The sequence below is a fragment of the uncultured Stenotrophomonas sp. genome (genome assembly GCF_945952405.1).
Lineage (GTDB): Bacteria > Pseudomonadota > Gammaproteobacteria > Xanthomonadales > Xanthomonadaceae > Stenotrophomonas.
Genome location: NZ_CAMFIA010000032.1, coordinates 20,678 through 33,490, shown reverse-complemented (window position 1 = coordinate 33,490; position 12,813 = coordinate 20,678). Strand labels below are relative to the sequence as shown.

The window sequence follows — 12,813 nt, the reverse complement described above, 5'->3', positions numbered from 1 at the left end:
ATTCGAACCTTGGACCTATTGATTAAGAGTCAACTGCTCTACCAACTGAGCTAACAGCCCGAAATCGGGGCGCGAATTATGACCCGATCCGCTCGGTGGGCGCAAGCACTTTGTTCAACATCGTTGAAACCCGCGCTGCGATCCCGCTACCACTGCAGCTCGGCACAAGGCCGGGTTCCGCAGCGTGTGATCCATCGAAACGAAGGGTCACACTTAAAAGAAAAAAGCCACCTGGCATACCAGGTGGCTTCCGTCTTGGTGGGCCGTCAAGGATTCGAACCTTGGACCTATTGATTAAGAGTCAACTGCTCTACCAACTGAGCTAACGGCCCGTGAAACTCAGACGCACATTGTAGCGTGCTTTCCGTTTATTGCAATACCGTTTCGGCGGCGCCGATGCGGTTGAATCAGTGGGGTGGCTGAGGGGATTCGAACCCCCGACCACCGGAATCACAATCCGGTACTCTAACCAACTGAGCTACAGCCACCACTGAAACTTTTGCTCCACCGCCGATACCGCCAGCGCTGGAACCTTGAACATCTGCCTGGGGACTGCCACCAAAGTTGCGGTCCGCCGAAGCGAGTCCGATATTCTGGTGCAGTCCTTACGCTTTTGCAAGCACTTCTTCACATCCGTTGATGCGACCCCGGTGCCTCGCCAATGGCGCGCCCGACAGGAATCGAACCTGTAACCGCCGGCTTAGAAGGCCGGTGCTCTATCCAGTTGAGCTACGGGCGCCCGAACCGGAACGGCGTCCAATCCGACGTGGCGTGGGATTGGTCGGGGTAGAGGGATTCGAACCCCCGACATCCTGCTCCCAAAGCAGGCGCGCTACCAGACTGCGCTATACCCCGGTCTTGCAATCCCCTCGGGCCAGGCCCGCGGAGCTGGTCATTGTGGCCAAGCGCATCGCGAACTGTCAACGCGGGCGCGTCCACGCCGACGCTGGCCACGGCGCTGCAGGCAGTCATCGGCTATGCTCGCCATCGTCGGCCGGATGGCCGTCCCGACCCTCATCCGCACGGAGAACACGCATGCGCAGCGGCAACCCGGCTCTTTCCGAGTCTACTTTCCTCGACCTCGCCAGCGGCTCGGTGGTGACCAGCCCCGACCAGGTCATGACACTCAACGGTACCGCCAACAAGACCGGCATCCTGCTGCTGTTGACCGTACTGACCGCGGCCTTCGCCTGGAGCCAGTCGGTCGACGAGTATGGCCAGATTTCCGGCAGCGCGAGCCTGTACGCGATGGGCGGCGCGATCGGCGGCCTGGTGCTGGCGCTGATCACCATCTTCAAGAAGGAATGGTCGCCGGTGACCGCGCCGATGTACGCGCTGGTCGAAGGCCTGTTCCTGGGTGCGGTCTCGGCACTGTTCAACATGAAGTACCCGGGCATCGTGTTCCAGGCCGTGCTGCTGACCTTCGGCACCCTGGCCGCGCTGCTGGTCGCATACCGCAGCGGCGTGATCAGGGCGACCGAGAACTTCAAGATGGGCGTGGTCGCTGCCACTGGCGGCATCGCCCTGCTCTACCTGGCCTCGTTCGTGCTGGGCTTCTTCAACATCAACGTGCCGGTGATCCACGACGCCAGCTGGCTGGGCATCGCCTTCAGCCTGTTCGTGGTGGTCGTGGCCGCACTGAACCTGGTGCTGGACTTCGACTTCATTGAAACCGGCGTGGCCCAGCGTGCGCCGAAGTACATGGAGTGGTACGGCGCATTCGGCCTGATGGTGACCCTGGTCTGGCTGTATGTGGAATTCCTGCGCCTGCTGTCGAAGATCCAGCAGCGCTGATCCGTACCGACCCGTAAACGACGAAGGGCGCCCGGGTGGCGCCCTTTTTCATTCTTTCGTCAGCGTGCCAGCAGCACCGGCAGCGACGAGGCCAGCAACGCGATCCCCGATGCGGTCAGCAGGCTCAGCACGATCTGCCGGAAGCGCACCTCGCTGATGCCGATGTAGACCCGCGCACCCAGCCATGCCGGCACCAGCATGGCCGGCGCCACGATGGCGAAGTACGGCAGCATCTGCCGGCTCACCAGGCCACTCCCGACATAGGTGGCCATGGTCACCGCCAGCATCGCCAGGTTGAAGTTCTGGATGACCGCCCGCTGATCGTCCTTGCCGAAGCCCCGCAGCGTGCTCCACAGGGTTGGCACCGGCCCGGCAAAACCGCCGATACCGCTGAGTACGCCACCGGCCATGCCGGCGATCGCGTCACCCACGCGGCCGCCGACGCGGATCGGCGGCAACGAGCGCGCCATCAGCATCACTGGGCACCACAGTGCCAGGAAGCCACCCAGCAGCGCCTTGAACCAGTCCATGTCCAGCTGCGGGAGCACCATCACGCCCAGTGGAATACCGGCCAGGCCACCCAGCACGAACGGCAGCAGCAGGCGCAGGTTGAAGCCGCGACGCACACTGAACACCGCGATCAGCTGGCCGACCAGCGCACCGAACACCGATAGCGTCGCGGCCAGTCGCGGCTCCAGCCCCCATGCCCAGAACGACATCGCCACCATGCCAAAGGCAAAACCGGACAACCCCTGCACGAATCCGGCGACGATCGCGCCGAGTGCAACCAGCAGATACACCGACTCCATCACCACCTCGATGTCCGTCGCACGGCTACCCCGCCGCGCCCGCCTGTGCAGCGTAGTGCGCCGCGAGATGCTCGACCAGCGCGCGCACCTTCGGCGCAAGCGCACGCGCGTGCGGATACAGCGCGAAGTAGCGGCGCTGGCCGGCATGCCAGGCCGGCAACACCCGGATCAGGCGGCCGGCACGCAGGTCTTCCTGCACGGTCAGCGCGGTGAACAGGCTGATCCCCATGCCGGCCAGTGCGGCGGCATACAGGGCCGGCGTGGCGTCCACGCGCAGGCGCTGCCCGGCCTCGATGCTCGCGCGGGCGCCGCGCGGCCCCTGCAACCGCCAGGGTGGCATCGACGAGGTGGGGCTGAAACCGAGCAAGGTGTGCTGCTCGAGGTCCGATGCCTGCCTGGGCAGACCCTGCCTCGCCAGGTAGGCCGGCGAGGCAACCAGGATGCGCGGGCAGCTGGCCAGTTCACGTGCGACCAGCTGGCTGTCCGGCAGCGCGGGCGCGATGCGCAGCGCCAGGTCGAAGCCGCCGCCGACAACGTCGACCAGCTGGTCATCCGCCGACAGATCCAGTGTCACCTGCGGAAAGCGCTGCAGGAACGACGGCAGCCAATGCGGCAGCTCCTGGCTGGCCACAACCTGCGGCACACTGATCCGCACGCAGCCGCTCGGTTGCGCCTGGCCGGCACGCGCGCGGTCATCCGCTTCCTGCAGCCGATCCAGCAGCAGGGCCGCCTCGCGGTGGTAGCCGCGCCCGGCTTCGGTGAGTGACAAGCGGCGGCTGTTGCGATCCAGCAGGCGCACCTGCAGGTGCTCCTCCAGCTGGCGCAGTTGCCGCGACATCGCCGAGTGGGTGGTCCCCAGGCGTTCGGCGGCCGCGGTGAAGCTGCCCGCATCGACGATGGCGCGCAGTGCACGCAGGGCAGCGAAATGATCCATCGGGCGAGCAGCTCCACGCAGCGGGACCCACGGCATGTGGGCCCCGCCAGCTTATCAAGCGCCGTCGCCGCCCTTGCCGACCGGCAGTGCCAGGATCGCGTCGGTGCTCATGACCTCACCGAAAGCATCTTCGATCTGCGCCAACGACGCCTCGTGCAGCGCACGATGATCGATGCGACGTCCACCGGCCAGACTCAGGTCGCGGCTGGCACTGGCATCGGACGCCACGATCACCCGGTACCCGCGTGGTGCGGCGGCGGCATCGCGGGCGGCACCGGCCACGCAGGCGTGGGTCTGCAGACCGGTGACGATCAACGTGTCGATACCGGCGTCTTTCAGCACTTTGTCGAGTACGGCGGCCGAAGCGCCAGCGAACACACTGACGTTGTCCTTCTGCACCACCGTCTCGCCCTGGCGCGGTTGCAGCTCGCGATGGAAGCCGGCATTGATGCTGCCCTGTGCGAACAACGGAGCAGCGGCCGGCAGCACGTGCTGCACATGGATCACGCGGATGCCGTGGGCATCGGCGAATGCGACCACCCGCTTCGCTTCGTGCAGCGCTGCCACGCCATCGGGAATGACCATGCGGCCACCGGCAAAGCCGGGCGCGGCGCTGGCATCGAAGTATTCGTTCTGGAAGTCGATCACCAGCACTGCGGTGCGGGCCGCGTCCAGCGAGGTGGTGGCCGTGGCACCGGCCATGTGGCGGATGGTGGGATGGGACGGTTCGGCCGCGGCCAGCGGGGCGGCGGCGGCCATGCCGATCAGGCTGGCCAAGCCAAAGGCGGTGAGGTTCATGCGCGATCTCCTGTACGAGGGAAGGTGGGCACAGGATGCAGAGCGGGCAGCGCACGAACCAGCCAGGGATTGACACATGATCTGTGCGAAATCCGCACAGATCACCTCCAGTAGAGCCACCCCATGGGTGGATGTGGAGCCACCCCATGGGTGGATGTGGAGCCACCCCATGGGTGGCTGCCGCATGGGCGCCTGCGGGCCGCCAGCCTGCGTCATCCACGCATGGCGTGGATCTACTCCCCCTCAAACGCAACGGGGCGCCCGAAGGCGCCCCGCTGTGGGTTCCAACTGGGGATCGGGCCGCTTACAGGCGGCTGGCGATCGCCTTGGCGAAGCTCATGGTGGTGCCGGTGCCGCCGAGGTCGCCGGTCAGCGAATCCTTGGCTTCCATGGTCGCCACGATGGCCTTGCGCAGGCGCTCGGCATTTTCCGGCTGACCCACGTGGTCCAGCATCTGCGCGGCTGCCAGCAGCAGCGCGCACGGATTGGCCTTGCCCTGGCCGGCGATGTCCGGCGCGGTGCCATGCACGGCTTCGAAGATTGCCGCGTCCTTGCCGATGTTGGCACCCGGGGCCAGGCCCAGGCCGCCGACCAGACCGGCGCACAGGTCGGAGATGATGTCGCCGAACAGGTTGGTGGTGACGATCACGTCGAACTGTTCCGGACGCATCACCAGCTGCATGCAGCAGTTGTCGACGATCATTTCCTGGAACTCGATGTCCGGGTACTGCGCGGCGACTTCACGGGCGACATTCAGGAACAGGCCCGAGGTCGACTTGATGATGTTGGCCTTGTGCACGGCGGTGACCTTCTTGCGGCCGGTGCTCTTGGCCAGCTCGAAGGCGTAGCGCACGATGCGCTCGGAGCCCTTGCGGGTGATACGGGTACCGGAGAAGGCGGTCTCGCCGTCGGCCGACACTTCCTGGCCCTCGGCCAGGTAGGCACCTTCGGTGTTCTCACGAACGGTGATCAGGTCGACGTTGTCGAAACGCGACTTGGTGTTCGGGAAGGTGTGGGCCGGACGCACGTTGGCGTACAGGTCGAAGTGGCGGCGCAGGCTGACGTTGATCGAGGTGAAGCCACCACCGACCGGGGTGGTCAGCGGGCTCTTCAGCGCGACCTTGTTGCGCGCGATCGATTCCAGGGTCACCGCCGGCATCAGGTCGCCGTGCTTCTCCAGGGCCACCAGGCCGGCGTCGGCGTCCTCGTACTCCAGGCCAGCGTTGAGCTGGTCGAGCACGAACAGGGTGGCGTCCATGATTTCCGGGCCAATGCCGTCGCCGCGGATGACCGTAATTTTCTGCGTCATTGATCGATGTTCCGAACAGGGGGAAAAACGCCGTCCGGACGTGCCCGGAAACGCCGGCGCAAAGGAAGTTTCACCGGCAATTATGCCTGAGCCGGGGCCGAGGTCCCAAATAGACCATGGTCCCAATGCCCGGCCAGGCAGAACTGCCCGCGCGCCCCGCCTCTGGGGGGTAGTGCCGGCCGCTGGCCGGCAACCCCACCCAATCCGGGTCCAGGCGACGCCGGCCAGCGGCCGGCACTACCAGGTTCAGTGCTCGTGGGCGTCCGGGGCGGCAGCGCCGCCTTCCAGCTGGTCGAGGAAGTCGACCGCGCGGCGCAGGTGCGGGATCACGATCGAGCCGCCGACCACCAGGCCCACCGAGAAGGTCTCGAAGAACTCCTCGCGGCTCACCCCGGCGTCCTTGCACTGGGCCACGTGGTAGCTGATGCAGTCATCGCAGCGCAGCACCATCGAGGCCACCAGGCCCAGCAGCTCCTTGGTCTTCACGTCCAGCGCGCCGGCCTGGTAGGTCTGCGTGTCCAGCGCGAAGAAGCGCCGCACCACCTGGTTCGGTTCGCCCAGGATGCGCTCGTTCATGCGCTTGCGGAACTCGGTGAACTCGGCGATGCGGTCCTTGCTGCCGTCGTCGGCCGCGCTCATGCCTGGCCCTGCCCGGCCAGCAGCGGCTCGAGCTTGCCTTCACGGTGCAGGGCCATCATGTCGTCATAGCCGCCGACATGGACGTCGCCGACGAAGATCTGCGGCACGCTGGTACGGCGGGTCAGCGCCATCATCTTCTCGCGCTCGACCGGGTCCAGGTCGATGCGGACCTCGGTCCACTGCTGGCCCTTGCTCTTCAGGAAGTTCTTGGCGGCCACGCAATACGGGCAGACGGCGGTGGAATAGATGGTGATGGCGGGGGCACCGCCGGCGGTCTGGGCTGTCACGGGAAACTCCACGATGGATCGACGGTCTACATATGGTACCGGTGCGCTGGAATTTCCACGCCACGGCCGCAACACTGTGGATTAACGAATGGTTGCCCCCTGCCCTGCCACGCTGGGCGCGCCCCGCCCGAGGACCCCCTGCTTGCGAGCCCTGCTGCTGACTACCGCCGTCACCCTGGCCCTGGCCATGCCGCTGGCCCAGGCCCAGGAGAAGCTGCCCGACATCGGCTCCTCGGCCGGCGAGCTGCTGACCCCGGCCCGCCAGGCCGAGTACGGCGCGATGATGCTGCGCGAGCTGCGCAACTACGGCTACCTGCTGGACGACCCGCTGGTCAACGACTGGCTGCAGACAATGGGCACCCGCCTCGGCTCCAACAGCGACCAGCCGCGCCAGCCCTACACGTTCTTCGTGATGAAGGACCGCCAGATCAACGCCTTCGCCACCCTCGGCGGCTACATCGGGGTCAACGCCGGGCTGGTGCTGACCGCCGAGCGCGAGGACGAAGTGGCGGCGGTGCTGTCGCACGAAATCGCCCACGTCACCCAGCAACACGTGCTGCGCGGGGTCGAGCGCGCCCAGCGTGACCAGATCCCGATCCTGCTCGGCATGCTGGCCGCGGTGGTGGCGGCCCAGGCCAGCAACAGCACCTCCTCGGGCAACGCGACCATGGCCGCGATCAGCTCGGGCATGGGCCTGATGCAGCAGCGGCAGATCAACTACACCCGTTCCAACGAATCCGAGGCTGACCGCCTCGGCATCCGCACCCTGTCGCGCAGCGGCTACGACGTGGACGCGATGGCCGGCTTCTTCGAGCGGATGTCGGCGGCCATGCGGGGCAACGAAGGCGGCTACAGCGTCCCCGAGTTCCTGCGCACCCACCCGGTCAACATCACCCGCATCAGCGAGGCCAAGGCCCGCGCCGAGCAGATGAAGAAGGACACGGTGCTGTTGACCACCACCACCCCCAGCGGCGAGCGCAGGGAGCGGGTCGACCCGGCCGACCCCGGCCTGGCCGAGCCGCTGCTGCGGGGCAACAACCCGTTGCTGCCCGGCAGCGTGCTGCGCATCCCGATGGGCCAGCTCACCCGTGGCGCCAGCGGCGACTTCGAGTGGGCCCGCGAGCGCCTGCGCGTCCTCAGCGCCGATTCCACCGCCGAGCTGGAACGCGAGTACGCGGACATGGCCAAGCGCCAGAAAGACGGCCTCAACGACGCCCAGCGCTACGGCCAGGCCCTGGCCGTCATGCGCGGCGGCCGTGCCGGTGCCACCCAGGCCCGGCAGACCCTGGCGGGCCTGCTGCAGACCCGCCCCGACAACCTGTGGCTGGCGCTTGGGCTGGGCGAGGCCGAATCGCGTGCCGGCCAGGCCACCCAGGCCAACAGCCGGTTCGAGCAGCTGCTGCGCGAACACCCGAACAGCCGCCCGGTGGCCTTGACCTATGCCGAGATCCTGAACGAACAGGGCAGCCGCGAGGCCGGCCAGCGCGCGCAGGCGATGCTGCGGCCGCTGCTGTCGCAAAGCGGTAACGATCCGGTCTTCCAGCAGCGCTTCGCGCGCGCCAGCGAGCTGGCCGGTGACAGCGTGCGCGCCAGCGAGGCCTATGCCGAGGCCGCCTTCCTCAGCGGCCGCCCGGAGCAGTCGCTGATGCAGCTGCAGGCGCTCAAGCGCAACCCGGCGCTGGACTATGTCGGGCGGGCGCGGGTCGATGCCCGGATCGAGGCGATCACCCCCACCGTGCTTGAGCTGCGCCGGCAGGGCGTGCAGGACCCGGACCTGGACCGCCGCTGAGCGCTGCATGACCGGTCGATGGCAATCCAGGCCGGTTCCGGCCAGGTAGTCACAAACATGTCATCAAACCGTAGTCTACTGGCACCACTCCAGTAACCGAGCCCTACGGTGTCCTCGTGCAGAAACGCATCCTGATCGTCGACGACGAGCCCGCGATCCGCGAAATGGTCGCCTTCGCCCTGCGCAAGGGCGATTACGAACCGGTCCACGCCGGCGATGCCCGTGAGGCCCAGACCGCGATCGCCGACCGCGTTCCCGACCTGATCCTGCTGGACTGGATGCTGCCCGGCACCAGCGGCCTGGACCTGGCCCGCCGCTGGCGCAAGGAAACGCTGACCCGCGAAGTGCCGATCATCATGCTGACCGCCCGCGGCGAAGAGAATGACCGTGTCGGCGGCCTCGAAGCCGGTGTTGACGACTACGTGGTCAAGCCGTTCTCGGCGCGCGAGCTGCTGGCCCGCATCCGTGCAGTCATGCGCCGTGCCCGCGAGGATGACGAGGACGGCAGTGTGGCCGTTGGCCCGATCCGCATCGACGGTGCCGCCCACCGCGTGTTCGCCAGTGACCAGCCGGTGCCGATCGGCCCGACCGAATACCGCCTGCTGCACTTCTTCATGACCCATCCGGAACGCGTCTATACCCGCGCCCAGCTGCTGGACCATGTCTGGGGCGGCAGCGTGTACGTGGAGGAGCGCACCATCGACGTGCATATCCGCCGCCTGCGCAAGACGCTGGAACCGTTCAACGCCGAGAACATGGTGCAGACCGTGCGCGGCGCCGGCTACCGCTTCTCCACCGCGACCTGAGTCTCGTCGAGCCGGCGCCGCGCACCTGCGGGTGCCGGCGCCGGCAACTCTGCTATAACCCTCGGTTCACCCCAGTGAACCGCCGCACCTCAACGACGAGATCGCAATGCCCCGCCACATCCGCTCTGCCTGGTTGAAGACCCTGGCCACCGTCGCCGCGGTACTGCTGTTCGCCGGATTGGTGGGGTGGTTCTCGGGCCATCTGTGGCTGTGCATCGCGTTGGGCGCGCTGGCCACGCTGGCCTGGCATTACTGGCGCCTGCGCAGCGTGCTGCGGCGGTTGACCGCGCGCCAGCGCTGGGACACCGCCGAGGAAGGCACCGGCGTCTGGAACGAGCTGGACCGCCTGCTGTACCGCAACCAGGTGGAGATGCGCGTGCGCAAGCGCCGCCTGCTGGACATGCTGCGCAGCTACCGCGCCGCCGCCGCCGCGCTGCCCGATGCCGTGGTGGTGCTGGACCGCAACAGCCAGCGCGTGCAGTGGTTCAACGAAGCGGCCACCGCGCTGCTAGGCCTGCATCACCCTGGCGACCTCGGCGAGGCGCTGGTCGAGCGCCTGCAGCCGATGCCGCTGGCGCACTGGCTGGCCGGTGGCCGCAATGCCGAGCCGATCCTGGACGTGCCTTCGCCGGTCGATCCCGCGATCCGCCTGAACCTGCGCCTGATTCCCTATTCGTCGGACTACTGGCTGCTGATCGCCCGCGACGTCAGCAAGCTGCTACGCCTGGAACAGGTGCGCCGCGACTTCGTGGCCAACGTTTCACACGAACTGCGCACGCCGCTCACCGTGGTCCACGGCTACCTGGACATGATGGACCCGGAAGACTTCCCGGGAACCGGGCCGATGCTGGAAGAAATGCGCAAGCAGAGCCAGCGCATGGCCCAGCTGGTGGAGGACCTGCTGACCCTGTCGCGGCTTGAATCGCAGGAACACAGCGAGGAAGAGACCGTGGCCATGCAGCCGATGCTGGCGACCCTGCGCCGCGAAGCCGAGGCACACAGCCAGGGCCGCCACCAGATCAGCATCGATGACCTGGCCGGTGTCGACCTGCAGGGGTCGACCAAGGAACTGCACAGCGCGTTCTCCAACCTGGTCACCAATGCGGTGCGCTATACCCCGGCCGGTGGCCGCATCGCCGTCGAGTTCCACCGCGAAGGCGAGGGTGCGGTACTGTCCGTACGCGATTCCGGTTACGGCATCCCGGCCAGCCACCTGCCGCGCCTGACCGAACGCTTCTACCGGGTCTCCAGCAGCCGTTCGCGTGAAAGCGGCGGCACCGGCCTGGGCCTGTCCATCGTCAAGCACATCCTCGGCCTGCACCACGCCCGGCTGGAGATTGAAAGCGAGGTCGGCAAGGGCTCGGTGTTCTCCTGCCATTTCGATGCCGACCACGTGCGCCCGCGCGAGTCCGCCCCCCTGACATCCATCGAAGAATGACGCCATGAGCAGCCTCGGATCCCTCCCCCTCCCCGTGAGCCCGGACAACGATCCGTTGCGTGACCCGGCGCTCTACATCAACCGCGAGCTGTCGCAGCTGGATTTCAACTTCCGCGTGCTGGCACAGGCGATGGATCCGCAGGTACCGCTGCTGGAGCGCCTGCGCTTCATGTGCATTTCCTGCACCAACCTCGACGAGTTCTTCGAGATCCGTGCCGCCGCGGTGCGCCATGCGCAGGAATTCGGCCTGCCGCCGGCACCGGACGGGATGAGCCCGCAGACCATCCTCACCGCCATCCACGACCGTGCCGCCGAGCTGGTGGACCAGCAGTACCGCTGCTGGAACCAGACCCTGCGCCCGGCACTGATGGAGGCCGGCATCGGCGTGCTCGGCCGCCATTCCTGGACCGACCGCCAGAAGCGCTGGCTGCGCGCGTACTTCCGCAACGAGATCATGCCGGTGCTGTCGCCGCTGGGCCTGGACCCGGTGCATCCGTTCCCGAAGATCCTCAACAAATCGCTGAACATCGTGGTGGTGCTGAAGGGCACCGACGCGTTCGGCCGCGCCGGCCACCTGGCCATCGTGCGCGCGCCGCGCTCGCTGCCGCGCATCATCCAGCTGCCGGAAAAGCTCGGCGGCCCGCAGAACTTCGTGTTCCTGTCGTCGGTGCTGTCGACCTTCGTCGATGAACTGTTCCCGGGCATGGAAGTCCAGGGCGCCTACCAGTTCCGCGTCACCCGCAACTCCGAACTGGTGGTGGACGAGGAGGAAGTGGAGAACCTGGCGCTGGCGCTGCGCGACGAGCTGGTCGACCGCGGCTACCGGCCGGCGGTGCGGCTGGAAATCGCCCACGACATGCCGCGCGAGATCGTGCGCACGCTGCTGCAGAACTTCGGCCTGACCGAGAACGCGGTGTACCGCATCGACGGGCCGGTCAACCTCAACCGCATCATCCAGCTGTACGACCTGATCGCGCAGCCGGACCTGAAGTACCCGCCGATGACCCCGCGCACCCTGCGCGACAGCGACGGCATCTTCGAAACGGCCGCACGCCAGGACCTGCTGCTGCACCACCCGTTCGATGCCTTCACCGCAGTGCTGGAGCTGATCCGGCAGGCGGCGATCGACCCCAACGTGCTGGCCATCAAGCAGACCCTGTACCGCACCGGCAAGGATTCGCTGATCGTCGATGCACTGATCCAGGCCGCGCGCAACGGCAAGGACGTGACCGTGGTGGTCGAGCTGCGCGCGCGCTTCGATGAAGAGGCCAACCTGGGCCTGGCCGATCGCCTGCAGGAAGCCGGCGTGCAGGTGGTGTACGGCGTGGTCGGCTACAAGACCCACGCCAAGATGCTGCTGATCGTGCGCCGCGAAGGCCGCAAGCTGCGCCGCTACGTGCACCTGGGTACCGGCAACTACCACAGCGGTACCGCCCGTGCGTACACCGACATCAGCCTGATCACCGCCGATCCGGACATCGGCAACGATGTGCACCTGTTGTTCCAGCAGCTGTCCGGGCTGGCTTCGAAGATGAAGCTCAAGCGACTGCTGCAGTCGCCCTTCACCCTGCACACCGGCATCCTCGGCCGCATCGAGCGCGAGACCCGCATCGCTGCCGCCGGCCGCCCGGCGCGCATCATCGCCAAGATGAACGCACTGAACGAGCCGCAGGTGGTGCGCGCCCTGTACGCCGCCTCGCAGGCCGGCGTGCAGATCGACCTGATCATCCGTGGCGCCTGCACGCTGCGCCCTGGCGTTCCCGGTGTTTCGGACAACATCCGCGTGCGCTCGATCGTCGGCCGGTTCCTGGAGCACAGCCGCGTGTACTGGTTCGGCAACGACGGCGCGCCGGAGATGTACTGCGCCAGCGCCGACTGGCTGGAGCGCAACCTGCTGCGCCGGGTCGAGACCTGCTTCCCGATCCTCGATCCGGAGCTGGCCAGGCGGGTCTATCGCGAGGTCCTGCAGAACTACCTCGACGACAACCTCAATGCCTGGGAACTGGATGCCGACGGCATCTACCACAAGCGCGCGCCGGCCCACGACGAAGCCCCGCATTCCGCACAGATGGCATTGATGCAGGGGCTGTAGCCCGGTCCCGGGGTCAGATCCCTTTCCCCCAGGAACGGGATCTGCCCCCTCCAATGCGACCTGCGGTCGCATCTCCTACATGTGAAGGCCTTGCGGTGACGCCGCGACCCGGCCTTCG

Annotated in this window: 11 protein-coding genes and 4 tRNA genes; 5 read left to right on the top strand and 10 right to left on the bottom strand. The window is 67.1% G+C overall.

Features of this window, described 5'->3' with window-relative positions:
• Window positions 1-256: 256 nt before the first annotated feature.
• The 4 genes from Q0P60_RS19960 to Q0P60_RS19945 form a co-directional block, all read right to left on the bottom strand.
• Window positions 257-332 (bottom strand) — tRNA-Lys (locus Q0P60_RS19960).
• A gap of 79 nt (window positions 333-411) precedes the next feature.
• Window positions 412-488: transfer RNA gene (locus tag Q0P60_RS19955), tRNA-His, on the bottom strand.
• A 174-nt stretch (window positions 489-662) separates the two neighbouring features.
• Window positions 663-739 (bottom strand) — tRNA-Arg (locus tag Q0P60_RS19950).
• 39 nt (window positions 740-778) lie between these two features.
• Window positions 779-855: transfer RNA gene (locus Q0P60_RS19945), tRNA-Pro, on the bottom strand.
• 180 nt (window positions 856-1,035) lie between these two features.
• On the opposite strand from Q0P60_RS19945, the gene Q0P60_RS19940 reads away from it, so the two are divergent.
• A complete protein-coding gene (locus Q0P60_RS19940; protein WP_294997344.1) occupies window positions 1,036-1,794 on the top strand; it encodes a Bax inhibitor-1/YccA family protein in 759 nt (252 codons plus the stop codon).
• 59 nt (window positions 1,795-1,853) lie between these two features.
• On the opposite strand, the gene Q0P60_RS19935 is transcribed toward Q0P60_RS19940, so the two are convergent.
• The 6 genes from Q0P60_RS19935 to grxC all read right to left on the bottom strand — a co-directional run bounded on the left by Q0P60_RS19935 (window position 1,854) and on the right by grxC (window position 6,570).
• Window positions 1,854-2,603 carry a sulfite exporter TauE/SafE family protein gene (locus Q0P60_RS19935; RefSeq protein ID WP_294997343.1) on the bottom strand — a complete coding sequence of 250 codons (750 nt, stop codon included), beginning with the start codon at window positions 2,601-2,603 and terminating at the stop codon, window positions 1,854-1,856.
• 25 nt (window positions 2,604-2,628) lie between these two features.
• On the bottom strand, window positions 2,629-3,537 hold the full coding sequence (locus Q0P60_RS19930; RefSeq protein ID WP_294997342.1) for a LysR family transcriptional regulator: 909 nt from the start codon (window positions 3,535-3,537) through the stop codon (window positions 2,629-2,631).
• 54 nt (window positions 3,538-3,591) lie between these two features.
• Window positions 3,592-4,335, bottom strand: coding sequence for a cysteine hydrolase (locus Q0P60_RS19925; RefSeq protein ID WP_294997341.1), 744 nt, complete (start codon window positions 4,333-4,335; stop codon window positions 3,592-3,594).
• 304 nt (window positions 4,336-4,639) lie between these two features.
• Window positions 4,640-5,644 carry an isocitrate dehydrogenase gene (locus Q0P60_RS19920; protein ID WP_294997340.1) on the bottom strand — a complete coding sequence of 335 codons (1,005 nt, stop codon included), beginning with the start codon at window positions 5,642-5,644 and terminating at the stop codon, window positions 4,640-4,642.
• A gap of 246 nt (window positions 5,645-5,890) precedes the next feature.
• Entirely contained in the window at window positions 5,891-6,283 is a 393-nt protein-coding gene (locus Q0P60_RS19915) for a carboxymuconolactone decarboxylase family protein (RefSeq protein WP_294997339.1), read from the bottom strand.
• On the bottom strand, window positions 6,280-6,570 hold the full coding sequence (gene grxC, locus Q0P60_RS19910; RefSeq protein WP_049400919.1) for a glutaredoxin 3: 291 nt from the start codon (window positions 6,568-6,570) through the stop codon (window positions 6,280-6,282). The genes Q0P60_RS19915 and grxC overlap by 4 nt, the downstream gene beginning before the upstream one ends.
• 88 nt (window positions 6,571-6,658) lie before the next feature.
• On the opposite strand from grxC, the gene Q0P60_RS19905 reads away from it, so the two are divergent.
• From Q0P60_RS19905 to ppk1, 4 genes are all read left to right on the top strand, one after another.
• Entirely contained in the window at window positions 6,659-8,359 is a 1,701-nt protein-coding gene (locus tag Q0P60_RS19905) for a M48 family metalloprotease (protein ID WP_294997338.1), read from the top strand.
• Window positions 8,360-8,475: 116 nt separating this feature from the next.
• On the top strand, window positions 8,476-9,165 hold the full coding sequence (gene phoB, locus Q0P60_RS19900; RefSeq protein ID WP_065199549.1) for a phosphate regulon transcriptional regulator PhoB: 690 nt from the start codon (window positions 8,476-8,478) through the stop codon (window positions 9,163-9,165).
• A 106-nt stretch (window positions 9,166-9,271) separates the two neighbouring features.
• Window positions 9,272-10,603 carry a phosphate regulon sensor histidine kinase PhoR gene (gene phoR, locus Q0P60_RS19895; protein ID WP_294997337.1) on the top strand — a complete coding sequence of 444 codons (1,332 nt, stop codon included), beginning with the start codon at window positions 9,272-9,274 and terminating at the stop codon, window positions 10,601-10,603.
• 4 nt (window positions 10,604-10,607) lie between these two features.
• Entirely contained in the window at window positions 10,608-12,695 is a 2,088-nt protein-coding gene (gene ppk1, locus Q0P60_RS19890; RefSeq protein WP_294997336.1) for a polyphosphate kinase 1, read from the top strand.
• The last annotated feature ends 118 nt before the right edge of the window (window positions 12,696-12,813 follow it).

Coding starts and splice junctions, on each gene's coding strand:
- phoR (WP_294997337.1), top strand. CDS start 9,272: ATGCCCCGCCACATCCGCTCTGCCTGGTTGAAGACCCTGGCCACCGTC.
- Q0P60_RS19935 (WP_294997343.1), bottom strand. CDS start 2,603: ATGGAGTCGGTGTATCTGCTGGTTGCACTCGGCGCGATCGTCGCCGGA.
- Q0P60_RS19925 (WP_294997341.1), bottom strand. CDS start 4,335: ATGAACCTCACCGCCTTTGGCTTGGCCAGCCTGATCGGCATGGCCGCC.
- Q0P60_RS19920 (WP_294997340.1), bottom strand. CDS start 5,644: ATGACGCAGAAAATTACGGTCATCCGCGGCGACGGCATTGGCCCGGAA.
- Q0P60_RS19915 (WP_294997339.1), bottom strand. CDS start 6,283: ATGAGCGCGGCCGACGACGGCAGCAAGGACCGCATCGCCGAGTTCACC.
- ppk1 (WP_294997336.1), top strand. CDS start 10,608: ATGAGCAGCCTCGGATCCCTCCCCCTCCCCGTGAGCCCGGACAACGAT.
- Q0P60_RS19930 (WP_294997342.1), bottom strand. CDS start 3,537: ATGGATCATTTCGCTGCCCTGCGTGCACTGCGCGCCATCGTCGATGCG.
- Q0P60_RS19940 (WP_294997344.1), top strand. CDS start 1,036: ATGCGCAGCGGCAACCCGGCTCTTTCCGAGTCTACTTTCCTCGACCTC.
- Q0P60_RS19905 (WP_294997338.1), top strand. CDS start 6,659: ATGGTTGCCCCCTGCCCTGCCACGCTGGGCGCGCCCCGCCCGAGGACC.